The 19432-nt window shown below is 61.9% G+C and carries 14 protein-coding genes and 1 tRNA gene; 11 read left to right on the forward strand and 4 right to left on the reverse strand.

Features of this window, described 5'->3' with window-relative positions; genetic code table 11:
* Window positions 1-104: 104 nt before the first annotated feature.
* Genes PGB28_RS20380 through PGB28_RS20390 form a run of 3 tightly spaced genes read right to left on the reverse strand, consistent with a single transcriptional unit; the run spans window position 105 to window position 4096 of the window.
* Entirely contained in the window at window positions 105-890 is a 786-nt protein-coding gene (locus tag PGB28_RS20380; protein ID WP_271423365.1) for a carnitinyl-CoA dehydratase, read from the reverse strand.
* Complete coding sequence (locus tag PGB28_RS20385; protein ID WP_271423366.1) at window positions 883-2931, reverse strand: acetate--CoA ligase family protein; 2049 nt, start codon at window positions 2929-2931, stop codon at window positions 883-885. Before PGB28_RS20385 ends, PGB28_RS20380 begins: the two co-directional genes overlap by 8 nt.
* A gap of 4 nt (window positions 2932-2935) precedes the next feature.
* The gene (locus PGB28_RS20390) at window positions 2936-4096 is read right to left on the reverse strand and encodes an acyl-CoA dehydrogenase family protein (protein ID WP_271423367.1); all 1161 of its coding nucleotides are present in this window, start codon (window positions 4094-4096) and stop codon (window positions 2936-2938) included.
* 70 nt (window positions 4097-4166) lie between these two features.
* Between PGB28_RS20390 and PGB28_RS20395 the strand changes: the two genes are divergently transcribed.
* Window positions 4167-5105 carry a GlxA family transcriptional regulator gene (locus tag PGB28_RS20395; RefSeq protein ID WP_271423368.1) on the forward strand — a complete coding sequence of 313 codons (939 nt, stop codon included), beginning with the start codon at window positions 4167-4169 and terminating at the stop codon, window positions 5103-5105.
* A 24-nt stretch (window positions 5106-5129) separates the two neighbouring features.
* Here PGB28_RS20395 and PGB28_RS20400 read toward each other — a convergent pair whose 3' ends face one another.
* A complete protein-coding gene (locus tag PGB28_RS20400) occupies window positions 5130-6029 on the reverse strand; it encodes a heparin lyase I family protein (protein WP_271423369.1) in 900 nt (299 codons plus the stop codon).
* A 313-nt stretch (window positions 6030-6342) separates the two neighbouring features.
* Between PGB28_RS20400 and PGB28_RS20405 the strand changes: the two genes are divergently transcribed.
* The 10 genes from PGB28_RS20405 to PGB28_RS20450 all read left to right on the forward strand — a co-directional run bounded on the left by PGB28_RS20405 (window position 6343) and on the right by PGB28_RS20450 (window position 19153).
* Window positions 6343-7662 (forward strand): nucleotide sugar dehydrogenase, encoded by a 1320-nt coding sequence (locus PGB28_RS20405; RefSeq protein WP_271423370.1) that lies wholly within the window; start codon window positions 6343-6345, stop codon window positions 7660-7662.
* Window positions 7663-7676: 14 nt separating this feature from the next.
* Window positions 7677-9155, forward strand: coding sequence for a glycosyltransferase (locus PGB28_RS20410; RefSeq protein WP_271423371.1), 1479 nt, complete (start codon window positions 7677-7679; stop codon window positions 9153-9155).
* 13 nt (window positions 9156-9168) lie between these two features.
* On the forward strand, window positions 9169-10263 hold the full coding sequence (locus PGB28_RS20415) for a hypothetical protein (protein ID WP_271423372.1): 1095 nt from the start codon (window positions 9169-9171) through the stop codon (window positions 10261-10263).
* Complete coding sequence (locus PGB28_RS20420; protein ID WP_271423373.1) at window positions 10263-11666, forward strand: mannose-1-phosphate guanylyltransferase; 1404 nt, start codon at window positions 10263-10265, stop codon at window positions 11664-11666. Before PGB28_RS20415 ends, PGB28_RS20420 begins: the two co-directional genes overlap by 1 nt.
* Entirely contained in the window at window positions 11656-13149 is a 1494-nt protein-coding gene (locus tag PGB28_RS20425) for a right-handed parallel beta-helix repeat-containing protein (RefSeq protein WP_271423374.1), read from the forward strand. The genes PGB28_RS20420 and PGB28_RS20425 overlap by 11 nt, the downstream gene beginning before the upstream one ends.
* 27 nt (window positions 13150-13176) lie before the next feature.
* Window positions 13177-13914: a hypothetical protein gene (locus PGB28_RS20430; RefSeq protein ID WP_271423375.1), complete on the forward strand. Its 738-nt coding sequence runs from the start codon at window positions 13177-13179 to the stop codon at window positions 13912-13914.
* A gap of 7 nt (window positions 13915-13921) precedes the next feature.
* On the forward strand, window positions 13922-15223 hold the full coding sequence (locus PGB28_RS20435; protein ID WP_271423376.1) for an alginate O-acetyltransferase AlgX-related protein: 1302 nt from the start codon (window positions 13922-13924) through the stop codon (window positions 15221-15223).
* A complete protein-coding gene (locus PGB28_RS20440; RefSeq protein ID WP_271423377.1) occupies window positions 15223-17934 on the forward strand; it encodes an SEL1-like repeat protein in 2712 nt (903 codons plus the stop codon). The genes PGB28_RS20435 and PGB28_RS20440 overlap by 1 nt, the downstream gene beginning before the upstream one ends.
* Complete coding sequence (locus tag PGB28_RS20445) at window positions 17931-18950, forward strand: alginate lyase family protein (RefSeq protein WP_271423378.1); 1020 nt, start codon at window positions 17931-17933, stop codon at window positions 18948-18950. The genes PGB28_RS20440 and PGB28_RS20445 overlap by 4 nt, the downstream gene beginning before the upstream one ends.
* A gap of 128 nt (window positions 18951-19078) precedes the next feature.
* Window positions 19079-19153: transfer RNA gene (locus PGB28_RS20450), tRNA-Phe, on the forward strand.
* The last annotated feature ends 279 nt before the right edge of the window (window positions 19154-19432 follow it).

Consider the following 19432-nt stretch of genomic DNA (forward strand, 5'->3'; position numbering starts at 1 on the left):
AGGGGCGCATGTGCGACCTTGTGGCAGTGACGGCGCGTCAATTGCTTTTTCCCAAGGCGGGAGGGCGGGCGGGGCGATGCGTGAAACGCGAGCGCCGCTCCGCCCTATCGCCCTTTCCAGACCGGATCGCGTTTCTCGGCGAAGGCACGTGCGCCCTCCAGCTGATCCTCGGACCTGTAAAGCCGCTCAACTGTTTCGAACTGGCTCTTGGTGATGCGATTGAGCGCATCGTTGAATTTCATATCTTCGGCCTCGCGCACGATCTCCTTGATCGCGGCAAGGACCAGCGGCGGGCCGGAGGCCAGTTCCTGCGCCAGTTTGCGCGCCTCAGCCATCAGGTCGGCACCGGGCAGGATACGATTGATCATACCCCAGCGATGCGCCTCCTCCGCGTCAATCCAGCGCCCCGTAAACAACATCTCCATCGCGATGTGATAGGGGATGCGCTTGGGCAATTTAAGCGTCGCGGCATCCGCAACGGTCCCGGACCGGATTTCCGGCAAGGCAAAGCTGGCATGATCCGCCGCAAGGATGATGTCCCCCGACAATGCAAGTTCCAGCCCACCACCACAGCAGATGCCGTTCACCGCCATGATCACCGGTTTGTTCAGTCCGCGTAGTTCCTGCAGCCCGCCGAAACCACCCTTGCCATAGTCGCCATCCACCGCGTCGCCCTCGGCAGCGGCCTTGAGATCCCAGCCGGGACAAAAAAATTTCTCACCTGCTCCGGTGACAAGCGCAACGCGCAGCTCGGGATCGTCGCGAAATTCGGTAAAGACATCGCCCATGATGCGGCTGGTGGCCAGGTCGATGGCGTTGGCCTTGGGCCGGTCCAGCGTCACCTCAAGCACATGTCCGTCGCGTTTCGTCTTGATGGGATTGTCAGTCATTGGCGTCTCCGATTGTGATGAGCGCGTCGGCGGCAATCGCGCTGTGCGGCGTGCAGATCAGCGGGTTGATTTCCACTTCAGCCACACGACCGTGATGGGCGACAACGGTATCCTGCACCGCGGCGACGGCGGCGACAATGGCGGGTATGTCAGCGGCCGGGCGTCCGCGATAGCCGCGCAGCAGCGGCGCGAGCCGAAGCTGGTCGAGTGCCGCCTCGACCGCTTCATGTGATGCTGGCACCAACAGATGCACGGCGTCGCGGTGCAGTTCTGTCAGCACCCCCCCTGCCCCCAGCGTCAAGACATGGCCATGCGCGGGGTCACAGGTCACGCCGACCAGCAGTTCGGCAACAGCATCCGTAACCATCTCTTCGACCAGCCATGTCTCGGTTGGCATAGCGAGCGCCCCGGACAAAGCGTCGCCAATCGCATCCGAGGCCAGGATGACGCCGCCATGCTCGGATTTATGCGCCATGCCTTCCGCCTTGATCACCAGCGGTGGGCCGATTTCACGCGCGGCCTTGGCCAAGCCGATCTTGCCCGTCGCGCGCCGGGATTGCGGGATATGAAGACCATGGCGGGCAAGCAGTGTCTTGCTCTCCGCCTCGGTCAGGGGCTGGGGGTTGCGCGGCATCCGGGGACAGAGCGGATCAGCCTCCTGTGCCAGCCCGTCATCCGCCGGACGTGCCAAGGCTCCGATGGCAGCAAAGGCATCGTCAATCCCGCCAAGCGGGATGAGGCCCGCCTCGAAGATCTGTGCCGTGATCTCGTCTGACTGCAATTCCGGCAGGGACGCCAAAAGCGCAATCGGCTTGCCGGTGGCCGCGCGCGCAGCGCTCGCCGCGTCGATCACACAGGTCCAGGCCGAGGGATCGCAGCGGTCCGGGCGCGGGAAGTCGACGATGATACAGGTCAGCGCATGATCCCCCTGCGCCAGCACCGTGAATGTCGCCGTCATCGCCGCGACATCGCCCCATATGTAGGTGTGGTAATCCAGCGGATTGGCCAAAGCCACGCGCGGGCCAAGCGCCTTGGCCAATGCCGCGCGTTGCGTATCACTCAGAGGCGGAAACCGGACGCCATGGCGCAACGCGGTGTCGGCGGCAAGACTCGCCTCGCCGCCCGAACAACTGGCACAGGCGATCTCGGCACTGGGCAGAGTGCCGGTCGCATGGGCCAGTCGCAGGGTTTCGAGAAGCTGCGGAAGGCTCTCCACCTGCGCAATGCCCAACCGTTCAAACAACGCACGCGCGCCCGTCGCGCTGCCCGCAAGGGATGCGGTGTGGGAAATGGCAGCCTGCTGCGCCTGCTCCGAGCTGCCCACCTTGAGCGCCACGATGGGTTTGCCCAGCGGCTGCGCCTGACGCGCCAGCGCATGGAATCCCGAAAGATCCGAAATGCCCTCGATATGCAGGCCCAGCGCCGTCACGCGCGGATCATCCAGAAGCGCCGCGCCAATCTCGGGCAGGCTGACACTGGCCTGATTTCCTGCGGTCACCACATAGGCCAACGGCAAGGCCCGACCCACCATGGTCAGGTTGATCGCGATATTGGAGCTTTGGGTGATAAGCGCGACACCTGTCTCGCAGAGCTGCGCCCCATGCTGGTCGGGCCAGAGCGCGGCACGGTCCAGCGCATTGATGAAGCCGTAGCAATTGGGGCCAAGGATCGGCATGGCCCCGGCGGCGGCCAACAGGCGGGTTTGCAGCGCATCGCCATCGGCAAGCTCGGCGCTGGCCTCGCGAAATCCCGAGGCGAAACAGACCGCGCCCCCCGCTCCCATGGCGGACAGCGTGGCAACCAGTTCGATTGTCGCTTCCCGGTTCACACCGATGAAGGTCGCGTCAGGCACCTGGGGCAACGCGTGTAGGTCTGAATTCGTGGCGCAGCCCGCAATCTCGGGCCTCAATGGGTGCACGGGGTAGACCGGTCCGTCAAAGCCGATCTTGCGGCATTCCTCGATCACATTGGTCGACCAGAACCCGCCGCCGATCACGGCAATGGAACGCGGTTTGAACAAGCGGGACAACCGGCTTGCCATGGGATCACGCCCCCAGCGGGCGGAACAGCTCGCGGCTGATGATATGGCGCTGGATTTCCGAGGTCCCGTCCCAGATCCGCTCCACCCGTGCATCGCGCCAGAACCGTTCGATGGGCAGGTCATCCATAAGACCCATCCCGCCATGGATCTGCAGCGCCGCATCCGTCACCCGCGCCAGCATTTCGGTGGCATAAAGCTTGGCGCTGGCGATCTCGCGATTGGCGGGCAGACCCTGATCGAGCCGCCAGGCCGAGGACAGGGTGAGCAGGTCAGCCGCATCAATCTCGGTGATCATATCGGCGATCTGGAAGGAAACCCCCTGAAACTTTGCGATCTGCTGGCCGAATTGCTCGCGCTCGGCCGCATAGGTCAGCGCATGATCAAAGACCCGGCGCGCCCGGCCCACCGACATCGTCGCCACGGTGATGCGGGTGGCAAAGAGCCATTTGTTCATCACCGCGAACCCGCCATCCACCTCGCCCAGTACCTGTGCGTCGGGCAGGCGGCAGTCGGAAAATTCAAGGATGCAGTTCTTGTAGCCCCGGTGGCTTACGGATTTATACCCATCGCGGACAGTAAATCCCGGATGCCCGCGATCCACGAGAAAACAGGTGATGCGTTTCTTGGGGCCTTTGGGCGTATCATCCACGCCCGTGGCGATGAAGACGATAAAGAAATCCGCGTGATCCGCGCCCGAGATGAAATGCTTGGTCCCGTTCACCACCCAATCGCCGCCGTCGCGCATCGCGGTGCAGGCCATGCCGCGCACATCCGATCCCGCGCCCGGTTCGGTCATGGCAAGCGCATCCATCCGCTCACCGCGTACAGCGGGCAGGAGATAGCGCTCTTTCTGCGCGCCTTCGCACGCCATGAGGATGTTTTGCGGGCGGCCAAAGAAATGGGTGAGCGCCATTGAGCCGCGCCCCAATTCCCGCTCGACCAGCGCGAAATCCACATGGCCCAGTCCTGCGCCACCCACATGTTCGGGGAAGTTGCAGGCATAAAAGCCGAGGCCGATGACCTTCTGCTTGATCTCTTGCGCGATCTCCGCAGGCACCTCGCCCGTGCGTTCGACCTCGGCCTCGTGCGGGTAGATTTCCTTTTCCACGAAATTTCGGACCGTGGAGACGATCATCTCTTGTTCATCACTCAATCCGAAATGCATGTGGCAGCCTCCCTTTTGGGAACGATGATCCCGCTTGCGTCGTCCGGCGCGGCAGGATTAGCGTGGCATCATGCAGAATACGAAACCGCGTGATGTGGGTGTTCTCCTGTTTCCCAGTTTCTCCATGCATTGCCTTGCCAATGCGGTGGAACCCCTGCGCGCCGCCAACCAGCTTTCCGGCAAGACGCTCTATCGCTGGCAATATCTGAGCCTTGACGGGGAAGAGGTGGTGTCCTCCTCGGGTCTGCCGGTCCGGCCCGCCATGCGGTTGGGCGCGCATGAAGGTGGTGCCATGCTTTTGCTGATGCCGAGCTACGGCTATCGCGGGTTTTGCGAAGCGGTCACACTCCGCGCTCTGCGCTCTGCGGCGTCGCGGTTTGAGACGGTGATCGGGCTTGATTGCGGGGCCTGGCTGATGGCAGCGGCGGGTCTGCTGGAGGGGCGGCGCGCCACGATCCATTGGGATGAACGCACAAGTTTTTCCGAGACCTTCCCCGAGATCGACGTTCTGGAAGACCGGCATGTGATCGACGGAAACCGGATCACCTGTGGCGGGGCCTCCACCTCGTTCGAGCTGATGCTGGACCTGATCCAGCGCGATCACGGCGCGATGCTGCGCGTCGAGGTGGGGGCCCTGTTCATGCTGGGCGCGCATGTCGCGGCCAACCCGCCGGTGACTCAGCGATCTGGGATCGCGCGGATTGACAAGACCGTGGCCTTTATGCGCCGCCATATCGAGGATCCGGTGTCGATCGACGAGATCGCCAAGGCCGTTGGGATGGGCAGCAGACGGCTGGAAACCGTGTTTCGTGACGGGCTGGGCGTGTCACCCCGCGCGGTGTACAAATCCATCCGGCTGGCCGAGGCGCGGCGGCTTTTGCTCCATAGTGGGTTTTCCATCGCCGAGATCGCCGGGCGCTGCGGCTATCAGGACGCCAGTGCCATGAGCCGGGCGTTCCGCGCGGAATTCGGGATGAGCCCGTCAGACGTGCGGCGCAGCGCGATGTGACGGCCGGATCAGACCGGCGGGCCGTCAGTCCTCTGGCCGCATATTCATGTCTTCGCGCCAGCGGGGGTCGACATCCTCTCGGCGCGTACCGGTGCGGAATTCGTCGTAAAAGACTACGAAACGCGGCTTCGGCGTGCCCGGCTGGATGTTGTCCCAGCGCTTGGTATAGCTGGCAAATATGCCCCGGCGATGCGTTGGCAACGCGTGGCCACGGTCGGGCAGACGCGCAACGAGCTGTCCGCGATAATCACATTTCAGCTGATCGTTGACCCAGATGCGCAGGTAGCCCGAGCCGTCATTGGCGAAATTCGTATTCACCACGATGTCCATCCAGTAGTCATGCGCCTCGACGATGGAAAACAGCCTGCAGATATGGCCGTCATTTTGCGCGTTGGACCAGCCATAGGCATCCGCCATGTCGGCCAGCTGCACCACGATATCCTGCGTCCGGTCGGTTGATCGCGTGCAGACCGCGGGGTCACAGCTGTTCCAGTCGCCTTCATCCCGGCCCATCTGGATGAAACGGAAAACAGGCGGCAGATCACCGGACAGCCGCCACTGGCCAAAGACCAGCCGCAGGTTCGTGTCACGCAGCGTTGGCCCGACCGTACCGTTATAAAAGCTCCAACCGTACCAGATATCCTCGCCGATGCGGGCGTCGACATAGCGGTCGCGCAGCCCGATTTCAGACCGGTAGCGCGGCGCGCCACAATCGGAGCCGCCGCAATCGCCGTCGCGCAATTCAAACCGCTCTGCACGTTTCCCGCGTCGGTTGGGTTCGCCCTGCACGGTGTAGCGGAAGGCGTGATCATGGGGGCTCAGGATGCGCTCATAGCCACGCTGCGGGCTGTCCGCCTGAGCCGTCAAAGGGGTCAGCCACAGCGTAAGCGACAGGGCAAAGGCACGTGAGAAAAATGCGCGCATATGGGGCTTACCGTTGGGTCAACTGCTCTATTCTTGTTAAGCCCACCCTGCCTTTTGCAACGTCTGGCGTCAAATTCGCGTCGCGAAAAACCGACAGGTCTTGCGCCGCTAAAGCGCGACAGACACTACACTTTGCGCCGAGCCCCACAAAAGATTTTCGCGCTGTAGCAGATTTACAACCGTGATTCGCGAATCAAGCACATGTTAACAAATACCTTTACCAAAAGTGACCAAGTCCCTAGGCTTTTGGCATAAAAGCACCATAAGCAACAATAACCGCACTAAAAAACCGCGGGTATATGAGAGCAGTGAAATGGCAAGAATCAGTGTCTTCGGCATTGGCTACGTTGGCGTAGTCTCTGCCGCATGTTTGGCCAGGGACGGTCACGAAGTTATCGCCGTGGATGTCGATCCCGGCAAGATCGAAGCAATCAACAACGGGCTGTCGCCGATCGTCGAGAACGGTTTGGATGAGCTGATCGCAGATGTGGTCAAGGCCGGACGCCTCAGCGCAACCAGCGATGTGCAGCATGCCATCGACAATACTGACGTGTCCTTCATCGCCGTAGGCACGCCCAGCGCACCGGACGGCTCGGTCGGATTGAAATATGTCGAGATCGTTTGCCGCAATATCGGTGAGGCGCTGGCCAAAAAGGACGCCTATCACTCGGTTGTCATCCGCTCGACCATTGTGCCCGGCTCCTGCGAAGGCACCTGTATCCCGGTGCTGGAAGAGGCCAGCGGCAAGACCGCCGGCAAGGAATTCGGCGTCGGCTATTACCCGGAATTCCTGCGCGAAAGCACCGCGATCGAGGATTACTATGACCCCGGTCTAATCGTGTTCGGTTCCATGGATGAAGGCACCTCAAGAATCCTGACCGAGATCAACGAGAACCTGCCCTGCGAAATCCACGTGGTCGATCTGCGCACTGCCGAGATGGTAAAATACACATCGAACACCTGGCGCGCGGTCAAGATCACCTTTGCCAACGAGATCGGCAATATCGCCAAGGCATCCGGCCTTGACGGTCAGACTGTGATGGAAATCCTGTGCTCCGACACGAAAGTGAATATTTCCAGCTACTTCATGCGTCCCGGTTTTGCCTTTGGCGGCTCCTGCCTGCCCAAGGATGTGCGCGCGCTGCGCCATCTGGCCAGTGAACAGGGCACGCCCGCCCATATGCTCAATGCGGTGCTGGACGCCAACGAGGCGCAGATCCGCCGCGCCGAAGAAATGGTTGAACGCACCGGTGCCAAGCGCGTGGGCTTTGTCGGTATCTCGTTCAAACCCGGGACGGATGATCTGCGCGAAAGCCCGCTGGCGGAACTCGCCGCGCGGCTGATCAGGAACGGCGTGCAGGTCGATATCTACGATCCCTACGTGTTTGAGGCTTATGCCAATGAAAACTCGACGGCAGGGCGCGGCAATGACGTGATCCCAGATCTCAAGGACCGGATGAACCCGGACCTGAACGCGCTCATCAATGACGCGGGTGCCATTCTTGTCGGCAATTTCTACCGTGACACGGTGGATACGCTGGAAGAGGCGGCCAAGACCCGGCCAGTGCTGGACCTGACCCGGATGAAGCGGGACAAGGTCTCGGACGGCACCTATGAAGGGATCTGTTGGTAGGACGGGACAGCGTAATGTTGATACTCACCCACCTGGCCTATTTCTCGATCGTTTTGTTGTTGATTTTTACCGTGCCGCAAACGGCTTTGGGTGAACTGCAACACGCCAAGAGCGCGATCTTCATCATGGGCTTCCTTGGGACGTGGCGCTACAGCTGGGCCGCGATCAACTTCACGCGTGCTGTCATCTTCCGCAGGATCGTGCACCCGACACGCAAACGCCGGGCACGCCGCCGCTTTGCCGAAGAAGGCCGCCGGTCGCATATGTATATGCTGGTGACCTCCTACATGGTGGAGCCCGAGGTCACCCTGCCCGTCTATCGCAGCGTGTTTCGCGCGGCCTCTCGTGCACGTGATGGGGCAACCATCGTGGCGTCAGTGGTGGATGGGGCAGATGAGCGGTTGATCCGCTCGATCTACGAATCCCAACCCGAGGACATGAGCAGCGTTCACCTGATCATCGACCGGATCAAAGCCAACGGCAAACGCGACGCGCTGGCCAAGACCCTTCGCATCATCGGCAGCCACAGCCCGACCCACCGTGATATCCTTGTCTTTGTAGATGGCGACACCATGGTGCCGGAAGATATCTGGATCGAAAGCGCGCCGGTCTTTACCAGCCCCAAGGTGGGCGCGCTCACCACAGACGAAGCGGTCATCGTGGACAAGGACAATCTGTTCAAGGACTGGTTCGTCCTGCGCTTCAACCAGCGGCAAGTGATGATGTGCTCCATGGGCCTGTCCAAGCGGGTGCTGACCCTGACGGGCCGGATGAGCGTATTTCGCGCCGATCTGGCCACACGACCCGATTTCATCAACGGGATCGACGCCGACTTTCTGGATCACTGGCGGCTGGGCCGGGTGAACTTCCTGACCGGGGACGACAAATCGACATGGTACTGGTTGCTCAAGAACGGGTATGAGATGCAGTACCTACCTGATGTCCGCTCGGTCAGCTATGAAAGCCAGCCGCGCCCCGGCTTTTTCGACAGTTCCAAAACGCTTATGGTGCGCTGGTTCGGAAATATGATCCGCACGAATGGCCGCGCCTTGAGGCTGCCGCCGAAACGCATCGGCGGCTTTACCTGGTGGTCAATCCTCGACCAGCGGGTGTCGATGTGGACGACGCTTGTCGGGCCGATCACTGTCGGTCTTGCCGCGTTGATGGTCTCCCCGGCCGTGATCCCGATCTACATCGCCTGGGTCATGACCACGCGCTACATCTTCTGCGTGATCATCGCGCTGTTCCGGGGCGGCACATGGTTCCCGGTGACACACCCACCGATCCTGTATTTCTCACAAGTCGTGGGGGCCGCGCTCAAGACCTATGTGCTGTTCCGCATGGACAAGCAGAAATGGACCCGCCAGTCCACCGGCGGCAAGGGCGCGGTTGTTGCCTTTTCCGACAAGCTCAAATCCTACGAATCCGCGGCACATCACGTGACCGCTTTGTTGTGGCTGACCATCGCCATTTTGTTTTTCACCAAGGTCTGACGGATGACATGCCATGCTGGACAGAACAATGACTGACCATTCGCAAACCGAACCGGACGAGCCCCCAAAGGTGCCTGAGGATTTCGGCTTTGATACCGAGCATCCGGTGCTGCCTGTGCCCTTCACGGCGCAGATCGGTGACGCAAAGTTCGAGGGCACGGGCCTGTCGGTCACGGCGGCCTATGTGGCACCACTGCAATCGGTTCCGGACGGCGTGGTCGGCGGGCGCACCGCCGTGCGGCTGCGTTTTGATTTCGGCGGGTTCACCATCACGCTCTTTCCCGAAGCGTTGATCAAGCGCGGTGATGGCGACGAGCTGACGCTGCAATTCCTTGATCCGACCGGACCGCACCTGCCACAGCTGCGCTATATCCTGAATACCTATATCGCCGGGGATGTTGTAAGCCTTGGGTCGATGATGGCCTATACCGGCCCAACCAAACCCAAGGATCCCAAGGGCAAAGGTGGCGGCGGCGCTGACACGATGCGCCGCATCAAGAGCATCGGCGTTGTCATCGTTTCCTGCATCCTGATCTATTTCGCGCTCAGCGCGCTGGTGACCCGCTACACGACAAGCTTTGAGTTGCGCCCGGTCTTCATCACCCGCGCGGGCAATGAGATGCGCGCCACAAGCGGCGGGCAGATTACCTATCTCAATCCCGAAGCCCGCAGCGGCGAGGTGCTTTATTCCATCAGCGCCACAACCGGTGACGTGCTGAATTTCCAGTCCCCCTGTGATTGTGACGTCTCCGTGACCGATGGGGTATTTGAAGGCGCAACTGTTCTTCCCGGGGACCCAATTCTGACACTTTTTGACGGCAGCGTGAATGTCAGTGTGCAGACCCAAATGAGTACCGAAGGACTGGCCAAAGCCATGAGCGGTGAACGGATACATCTGGTGATGAGTGATGGTCGGGAAATCCCGGCGCGTCTCGTTCTGACATCGGCAACCAATGCGGCAGCCGAGCGCGGCGATCTGTTCCTGCCGGTCAAGCTTGTTCCGGCAGAGGGTGCTTTGACCCCTGTCGATATCGGTAAATCTGCACGGGTGCGTCTGACCCAGGTTCTGTTTGGGCGTGGCGCAGGTCAAGACAGGATTGATGAGTGATGAAGAAGATCTACCCCCTGATCATCTGCGGCGGCAACGGAACCCGGCTTTGGCCGATTTCGCGCACCCATAGCCCCAAGCAATTCCAGAAAGTCGGCGACGCGGAATCCCTGACCTTTTTCCAATCCGCGGTCGAACGACACCGCGAAACCGGTTTTGAATCGCCTGTCATCGTGTCCGCCGCGCGGCACGCGCGCACGGTGCATCGGCAATTGCGCGAAATCGGGGCCAAGGCCGATGTGCTTCTGGAGCCGATGGGGCGTAACACCGGACCGGCGGTCCTGGCCTCTGCATTGCGCCTCCATGCAAAAGACCCCGACGCGCTCATGTTGGTGGTGCCTGCAGACCATGTCATCGACGGCGACATCAACGCCTCGATCAAGGCCGTTCAGGCCGGGGCGGAAGCCGGGCTTATCATCACCTTCGGGATCAAGCCGCGCTACGCGGAAACCGGGTTTGGGTATATCACCGATGGCGGGCCGATCATCGAACATCCGGGCCTGCGCGAGGTGGAGCGTTTTGTCGAAAAGCCCCCCACCCGCAAAGCGCGGTTGCTGGTGGAAAGCGAGATCGCCTATTGGGCGTCCGGCATCAGCCTGTTCAGGGCCGCCACGATCATCGAGGAATACCGCAAGTTCGATCCCGAAACCGTCGCCCATGTCGAAAAAGCGCTGGCGACAGCCAAAATGACCAAGGAAGGTCTTGTCCTGAACGGCGAGCAATTCGCGCTTGCGGATGCGTCGCCCACCGAAAGCACGGTGTTCGAACGCACGCGCCGCATTGCACTGGCCCCGCTGGATATCGAATGGAGCGACGTGGGCAGCTGGACTGCGATGTACGGCATTTCCAGCGCCAACCCGCAGGGTAACGTGCTTCAGGGCGATGTGATCGCCGTGGAAAGCAAGAATTGCATGGTGCGGTCAGAGACGCGGCTCGTGACCTGCGTGGGGCTGGAAGACATCATCGTCGTAGACACACCCGACGCGCTGCTGGTGACCAAGGTGGGGCATTGCCAAAGCGTCAAGAAGGTGGCCGAACACCTGAAAAAGACCGAGCGCGTCGAGGCCGAGAAGCATCAGGGCAGCGAATTCGAATGGGGCTCGATCAAGCAGCTTGTGGCCAAAGAGCACATGACGCTCTGCTCGGTGACAATCAAACCCGGTGCATCCATGAGTATTGACCCGATCCCGGGCCGCGAAGCGATCATGTCATCGGGCGAGCTTTTGCTGACCAGCGGCTCCGTCCAGACCCGGCTGTCCGAGGGTGAGCGCCATGACATCGACGCCCAGACACGGAGCACCCTGTCCAATCCCGGACCGCTGCCCGCTGAGGTTCTGATCATGACCATTGCTCTGACGACCAAACCTCAGGACGTCCTTCCCATCCCGCGCTATGCGTCGTGAACGGGCATATCTCCTGAGACGGTGGGCCCTTGGGCTGGTCACGGGTCTGGTCTGCGTGACCGTGGCGCACGCCGCGCCCGACAGCCCCGGTCAGATCAAGCGCGCGGTGGTCAAGGCATTTGCCGCCTCGGTCGCGGAAAACGACAGCTTGTCCGCCAGCGCCCTGCTGCGCGCCTTTGATCTTGGCGGAACCGCACAGCGCCCCGCCCTGCCCCCGATTGCCGCGCCGCAGGGCGCGCAAACGCCGCAATTCGAACGCTTCGACATGCGGTTGGTGCTGGGCATGCTGGCGCAGGCCTTTGGCTACAAGGACAACACCAATGTCATTGACGCCCAGCGCGGCGACACCAAGCGCGCGCTGCTGATCCGGGACGGGGCCGCGCGCCTGTCCGACCTGCCCGACAGCCACGTCACCCGCAACGGCGCGACCACCACCCTGCACGCGCCGCTTGTGCTATGGAATAAGGCGGAACTGTATATCGGACCGGGCGAAACGCTGGTACTGGATGGCGAGGGCGGTGCCTTTATCCTTAACCTCGGACGGCTTTCGGTCGACGGGGCGCATATCGCCTCCAATCGCCTGCCCAATCCGGGCAACGCGGATTTCAACCCGTTCATCACGACGACCGGCGCTGGTGTGATCCGCGCCGCCAATTCCCGGTTCAGCGATCTGGGATTCGGCGGCACCATCAAGTTTTCCGGGCTCTCCATCGCGCGCAACGCGCTGGAGCGGCCCAAGGATCGCTCTTACATCATCGATAGCCATCTGGACGGGCTGGAATCGCTTATACTGCATGCCGCGGATGGCACCGTCATTGCAGGCAACCGCATCGACACGCCGGGCAAGGCCGCGCTTCTGGTACTGCGCAGCCGGGCTGCCGAGATCCTGGACAATGTGATCTCGGGCGAAATGAACACCAATGCCATCCGCGTGGTTGATGGGTCGGTCGGAACACGGGTCGAGGGCAATGCTATTCTTGGCGGCGATCGGGCCGGCATCCTGATCAAGGGCGCAAGCAACAACGCCATCGTGCGCAACAACATCGTCTGGGCCCGAGATGGGGGCGGTATCAAGCTGGATTCCATCCGCTGCGGGCGTGTGACTGGCAACATCGTCATCGACAACCGCCAGAAAGGGATCGAGATCCGCCGCTCGCGCGCGGCGATCCTGTCCGGCAATCTTCTGGCATCAAACAAGAGCGCGGGCATCTGGATCTCGGGCCAGCCCGCCGAAGCCATCACGCGGGTCGAAGACAATATCCTTGATGCGAACGGCTCTGGCGTGGCGACCGCCACCGCCGAGGCGATTGTGTTCGAGGGCAACGACTTTTCGCACCAGTTCCCGCAATTCCTTGCCGGTGATCTGGTGGCTCAGGCACGCTACGTTGCCGCGGATATGACAGGCGAGACGCCCATCGCGCTCAGCGCCTCCGGGCCGGTGTCGGTCTCGGGCCTGCCCTTTGATTGCGGCGGCGGGGGATAGCGCATGATCGGGGGCTGGCAAAACAGTTTGAGTATCATCGCCGCCGTTCTGATTCTGGTCAGTGCGGCGCATGCACAGGCGCGCGGCCCCCTGCCCGGCAGCGCGGAGTCGCGCAAAATCTCGGTCGTGGTGGATCGGGGCATCACCCATACCAATCAACTCCCGACCTCACTGCGACCGCTGCGCAAAGCCATGGTGGGCGGTGCGGCCATGTCCGACGCGGATTTGCGCACACTGGCGGAGCGTGGTGACGGTCTGGCCGCGCTGCGGCTGACCAAGCGGCTGAAGTCGGATGGGTTGGCCGAGAACGCAGTGGACATCGCCTTTTATGCCAGTATCGCCGCCGGTGCCGGGCGCGTGTCGACGCTGGATGAAATGATCGAAGCGCTTTATCTTCTGGCCCCGGAGCAAATGCCGCGAGAAAGGCTGCGCCCCGTTATTGGCGTCCTCTATGCCCATGCCTGGGCCGGCAATACGCGCGCACTCGGCGCGGTCATCGACCTCAACGGGCGCGACCAGCTTTTCGGCGAAATGTCCGAGAAAACCCGGAACCGGCTGCTGGATATGGGACGCAAGCTGGGCACCGGGCAAATCGAACTGCGGCTTGCCATGAAGGAATTGGCCGAGAACTCCGGGGATGCGGCGACGCGCGAGCGTGTCATCGGCTATCTGATCCGGGCGGAGCGCATGGGCGATCTCGCCGTGCAGGCAATCGCCCAAAACCTCCGCCGTACTTTGGGCGATGTGCCCAATGCACAATATTGAGAGCCGGATGATGCGGGCGATTTGGAAAACGGTCTCGAACGCGCTGCTTGCGGCAGGCATCTCTTTGACCGCCGGGGCGGCCATGGCATCGGTGCATGGGTGCCGGGGGATTGAAGACGGCCATTTCTGGTCCAGCATCGAGGGGCGCGACGGCGTGTTTTTCCGGGTGGACCCCGGGCTACACGCCATCCACCCGATGACCGATGCCACGATTGCCGAACTGGCACGGCTGTCGCGGGCCCTGAAAGCGGCCGGCACGACTCTGGTCCTCGCGCCTCTGCCGACCAAGGCGCTGGCCATGCCGCGATCGCTTGACCTGGACACCGAACTGTTCGGCTACGACACAGAGATTGCCACGACGGTCTATCTTGATGCGATTGGGCGATTGCGCGGGGCCGGGATTACGACGGCGGATGCGCTGCGTCCCCTGATCCGGTCGGAGCAGCCCCCCTATTTCAAGACCGACTACCGGATGAATGCCCGGGGGGCCGCAATCACGGCCGCGACCATCGGGCAGGAAATCCGCAGCGGCGCAGGCTATGCGCAACAGGCCCGCCACAGCTTTACCACCATCCGCACCGGTCAGGCCGACATCCCCTCCGCGATGCGTATTGCCTTGCAGCAGCATTGCGAAGCCACGCTTCCCAAAGCAACAACGGAGATTTTCGAAACCCGTATCGAGACGCGCGCCGCGCAAGGGCAAAGCGGTGTGATCGCACTCGTCGGAACCGAGTTTTCCGACCTCCCGGAGGCAAATTTCGCGGGGTTCCTGGCCCAGGAAACTGGATTTGACGTGATCCAGTATTCGCTGCCCGGCGGCGGGGCCTTCGGCGCGATCTCTACGTACCTGACGTCAGAGGAATTCGCGACGGGGCGTCCGGATTTTCTGGTCTGGGAATTCCCGATTTATGACAATCCGGGCGGCAACGGCCTGCAGCCGCTGGAAGAGTTGATTGCCGCGGCGTTCAATTCCTGCCGGGACGCGCGCCCGTTGGAGCTTGCCGACCCGGAAACGCAGCCCGGGGTTGCCACTGCCGATCTGAGCGCGCTTGCCACGCCCATGGGGCACAGCCTGCTGTTGGAGACCGGTGGTGCACCGGCACGGACCGCACGTTTCGCATTTGACAAGGGCGATGGCATCATTCGTACAAAGATCATCGCGCGGCACCCGGAACAATTGCCCACGGGCCGCTTCTTTGTGCCGTTGTCCGGGCTCTGGCCAGACGGCGCTGACAAGGTGGACATCACGCTGGACGTGGCATTTGGCGATGCGCCCAGCCTTTCGGTTTGCAGCATGGGAGACAACTGATGCGCAGTCTTTTGCTCCGCCTCGCCGCCACCCTGCCAGTGGCTCTGGGCCTGGGCCAGATCGCCGGGGCGACCACGCTGGACTATGCCTTTTTGCCGCCTGCGGTCGAACAGCAGGACTTGTGCGGCGGCCCGCGCAACGCAAAACCCGACGACCTGAGCACCGGGCAACGCCAGGACCGGCTGACCGACAAGGAACGCATCCGGTTCCTCAACAACGACATCCGCCGCTATCAGACCGAGAACCCGTCACGCCATTTCAGATTTGTCACAGCCCTGATCGACCGTTTGTCATCGCTGGATGAAAACTTCGACAGCAATGACGCGCGCCTTGCCAAGATTGGTCTTTACCTCGATGCCGGGCGGTTTGCGGCCTTGCAAGAGGCCGGGCTGGTCGATCAACTGGTGGCACAGCGCGACGACCTGAACTACGCCCAACAAATGCGTGTCGCGCAGTTTCTGCTCAGCGGGATCGGCACGGCGCAGAACATCGACCTGGCGCATGAGATCATCCGCGAAGCAGGGTTTGCGGGCAACGCGGACGCGCTGCTTTTTCTGGCGCGCAAAAGCCTGGATCAGACACCCGTAGAAGGCTGGGATGCCCCTGTCGATCTGACCGTGACAATGGCGTTTGGCGGGCTGCTTGGTCAAATGGATGGCGCGGTTTGCCGCCGCGCCATGCGCATCGCCGAGGAATACCTGTCTGGCGGATTGGTCAGCCGGAACGAGGATATTGCGCTGGCGTGGTTCCGCTTTGCCGCTGATCTGGGACATCCAGAGGCCGCGTGGCGGGTGGTCGAACATTACCTGACCGCCGCGCCGCAGGATCGTGACCCACATGAATTGCAGCGCTATCTGGAATGGGCCGTGGATCGCGGGATCACGCTCACCGACGCCGCATTGGCACAGCTGAAGCCCGGCACTGTGATGAATGCCAATGAGCTTCGCGCGCTGTTGGGTCCCAACGTGCCGGACCGGCCATTGGGGACACATCCGCCCATGTCGCGGCTTGTCCAGCTTTCGGTGAATATCGACAGTCTCGAGGCAAGCGAAGGCGGCCCGTACCTGAGCTATCTCCGTGAAATCAGCCAGCTTGACGGTGCCCCCGGTGCGGTCTTCACCGATCTGGCCAAGGAGATTTTCGTCCGGCGCGGTCGCTGGGCCGGTGAGGCCGAAGCGATGCCGTTTCTCGTTGAGGCCGCACGGCGCGACGATCCGGAAGGCATGCGCATTCTGGCCGAGCGGCTCATCCGGCAGCGCCGTGACCCGGTCATGCTGAACCGCGCAGCCGATCTCCTGATGGATGCGGGCACCCGTCTGGGCGATGCTCAGGCGCTGGCCGATCTGGACAAGCTGTTCCGCTGTCAGGCCCCGGATGCCCCGCGCCTGCAAGAGGCCGATCACTGGGCGCGTGCTTACAAGGCATCGGGCCATCAGTCTGTCCAAATCGGCGCAAGCGATCTGGTCGCGCTGGACCGCACGCGCGATCCCTGGACGCTGGCCGAACTTCAGACACAGGCCTTGCAACGCCGCCCGGGTGCCCTTTCGGCCTTCTTGCTGCGTGTGCAGGACGATCCGATAGCCACGTTGCGCGCCAAACGGGCCTGGGCCGATCGGGCAGACAATTCCGACAAGACGATGGAAGAGTTTGCCAAGCTGGTTTTCGAGACGAACCGGTCCCCCGCCGAACGCCGCGCCGCTGTCGAATTCTTTCGTCGTGTCTATGTGAACAATGGCGTAACCACCGCGCTCGATCTGGCCATCGCGCTGGTCGAGGATGCGGGGCGCAACCCGGACGTCGCGGATGAAATCCTGCGTCTTTTGCAGCAGGCCGGCAATCGGGGCGAAGGCGCTGCGATCAGGCTTTTGGCACGGCTGACAGGTTCGGAAGCTGAGACTTATCGCAGCTTTGCCGATATTATCGAGGCGCGCGGAGATTTCCTGGCCAAGATGTTCGCCCTGCCCCATGTGCCCCCGGAAAAGCAGGACAGCTATTTTGATCGGGCCGTTGCCCTGATGGCCTGCACCACTAAGGACGTGGCCGAACTGGGCGAAGCCCGCGCCATTCTGGACCAGCGGGACAAGGCCTTTCACTGGCGCAAGGTCGGCTTGAGCCTCGAAGGCGGTCATGTGCTGGCCAAGCTGCGCCTGTCGGACCGCCAGATGGCGGATTATCGTGCGCCCGAGCCTCCCGCGACAGAGGTTCTGGTGAAACGCGCACGCGAAGCGGGTGGCGCGGCAGAACAGATCCAGCTGTTTCGGCTGACAGCCAATCCCGAACTCGCAAGCTATGACCCCGATGCCGCCGCCAGGCATTTCGCGGAGATTGTCGCCATTGCCGATGTGAAGACGCTAAACTGGGCGCTGGATCACCTGACCACCGCAGATCCGCAGTTTCGCGAAGCATTGCAGACCCATCTTGACCTTGTAGCGCTTGCCCAACGCAGCGCCGAAGCGGGCATTCCGGCGGGTATGGAACTCTATGCGGGGATCTTGATGCAGCGCAATGATCTGCGATCATCGCTTGAGTGGCTGCGCAGGGCTGCAGAGGCCGGGCGCGTATCGGCAATGGCCGATCTTGGGCTTGCGCTGGCCATGGCCAAGGGGACCGACAGGGACCTGAATTCTGCCGCCACCTGGCTCGACAAGGCTGCACGCGGCGGGCATGGCCGTGCCGCACATCTGTTGAAATTGCTTGATCTGGAGGAATGATGAAACGCAGTGTCGCCATGACCTGCCTGACCGTTTTTGTCCTTGGCCTGACGGCAGAACGCGCCGTCGCGTTCGAATGTCCCGCCACCCCTGAACCGGTCCTGACGATGGAATATGACAGCCGGTACGAGGAAGATGACGACACCCGGTCCGAGATCGACGAGGACGCCAATGACGCGGTCAATGCCTCTCAGAAACCGGTGGATGACTTCATCCGTTTGCTGGCCGACAGCGCAAACCGTATCTTTGACGAAGGCGCAGATCAAGGTGCCATCGCAGATTGCGTGGTCGCGCAAGTTGCGGAATGGGCTCGGCGCGATGCCCTGCTCGACCTGCGCACCGACACCGTCCGCCTGACATTCGGTTCTCGGTTGGCTGGGATATCGCTGGCATTGCGGCAGGTGGTCGGCCATGGCGGCACATCCGACGATTGGCAGGCGATCCGCAGCTGGCTCAGGACCTTGAGCACCGCACAGCTGGAGTTCTGGGAGCAGGAGGCCACATCGGGCGCCAAGAGAGGCAATCTGCGCGCCTGGGCCGCACTTGGCATCGCGGCCGCCGCTGACCTTCTGGACGACCCGGTGTTGCACGGGTGGTCTGCCTGGTCCACGCGCTATGTCTTGTGCTCGGCCAACCCCGATGGCAGCCTACCTCAGGAAATGCGCCGCGGCCGTCTCGCGCTGCACTATCAGTTGCACGCGGTGGCCCCGCTTGTGGTGACAACACGGCTTCTGGCAGATCGTGGCTACAGCTTGCAAGATGACTGTGAAGCGGCCCTGATGCGGGTCGTGACGTTCACGTTAGCGGACGTGGAGACAGGTGAGCGGACACAGGACATCACCGGCGAAACGCAAACTTTTTTCGACGGTTCGGCAGAGATTTCCGCCTATCACCTGGCCTGGCTGGAGGCCTTTATTTCCCTTGTCCCGGCAGCGCCCGAAGCGCAGGAAAAAGCGGCGCAGTACCGCCCTCTTTCAAGCTCGAAACTCGGCGGAGAGCAAACCCACCTTTGGTGACGGACAACGCCCACAGCCGCCATCCGGCAGGTCACGGATGGGGTTGGTAAAAAACTGCAAAAACCCACTGGACACCGCCCGCCCCCTCACATAGAACGCGCGCACCCGAACGTACTACGTTCACCCGTGCCCGGGTAGCTCAGGGGTAGAGCAGTGGATTGAAAATCCTCGTGTCGGTGGTTCGATTCCGCCCCCGGGCACCACTTTTCAAAGTAAAATCAAAACACTAGCCATCGCACAGTTTTTACTTCGTGCGTTACACACTCATCGCACAGTTTTGTGGTGCGTTGATGGGCGCTGGGCGGACTGAAAAGCTGTGTTGAACACAGTGTTTGGAATCAATGTGTTGGCCACAGCAAGTGGAACTGAGCTACTCCCCAGTGTTTGGACAGTGTTCAGCGTAAATTAAGCTACTCTTTGCTCCTGCTGACCTGATTGGGTTTCGTCTTTTCTTAGCCAGTAGACCACGGCTGGGGGTTTGC

The organism is Primorskyibacter aestuariivivens (genome assembly GCF_028023675.1).
GTDB lineage: Bacteria > Pseudomonadota > Alphaproteobacteria > Rhodobacterales > Rhodobacteraceae > Marinovum > Marinovum aestuariivivens.

Coding starts and splice junctions, on each gene's coding strand:
- PGB28_RS20380 (WP_271423365.1), bottom strand. CDS start 890: ATGACTGACAATCCCATCAAGACGAAACGCGACGGACATGTGCTTGAG.
- PGB28_RS20385 (WP_271423366.1), bottom strand. CDS start 2,931: ATGGCAAGCCGGTTGTCCCGCTTGTTCAAACCGCGTTCCATTGCCGTG.
- PGB28_RS20390 (WP_271423367.1), bottom strand. CDS start 4,096: ATGCATTTCGGATTGAGTGATGAACAAGAGATGATCGTCTCCACGGTC.
- PGB28_RS20395 (WP_271423368.1), top strand. CDS start 4,167: ATGCAGAATACGAAACCGCGTGATGTGGGTGTTCTCCTGTTTCCCAGT.
- PGB28_RS20400 (WP_271423369.1), bottom strand. CDS start 6,029: ATGCGCGCATTTTTCTCACGTGCCTTTGCCCTGTCGCTTACGCTGTGG.
- PGB28_RS20405 (WP_271423370.1), top strand. CDS start 6,343: ATGGCAAGAATCAGTGTCTTCGGCATTGGCTACGTTGGCGTAGTCTCT.
- PGB28_RS20410 (WP_271423371.1), top strand. CDS start 7,677: ATGTTGATACTCACCCACCTGGCCTATTTCTCGATCGTTTTGTTGTTG.
- PGB28_RS20415 (WP_271423372.1), top strand. CDS start 9,169: ATGCTGGACAGAACAATGACTGACCATTCGCAAACCGAACCGGACGAG.
- PGB28_RS20420 (WP_271423373.1), top strand. CDS start 10,263: ATGAAGAAGATCTACCCCCTGATCATCTGCGGCGGCAACGGAACCCGG.
- PGB28_RS20425 (WP_271423374.1), top strand. CDS start 11,656: ATGCGTCGTGAACGGGCATATCTCCTGAGACGGTGGGCCCTTGGGCTG.
- PGB28_RS20435 (WP_271423376.1), top strand. CDS start 13,922: ATGATGCGGGCGATTTGGAAAACGGTCTCGAACGCGCTGCTTGCGGCA.
- PGB28_RS20440 (WP_271423377.1), top strand. CDS start 15,223: ATGCGCAGTCTTTTGCTCCGCCTCGCCGCCACCCTGCCAGTGGCTCTG.
- PGB28_RS20445 (WP_271423378.1), top strand. CDS start 17,931: ATGATGAAACGCAGTGTCGCCATGACCTGCCTGACCGTTTTTGTCCTT.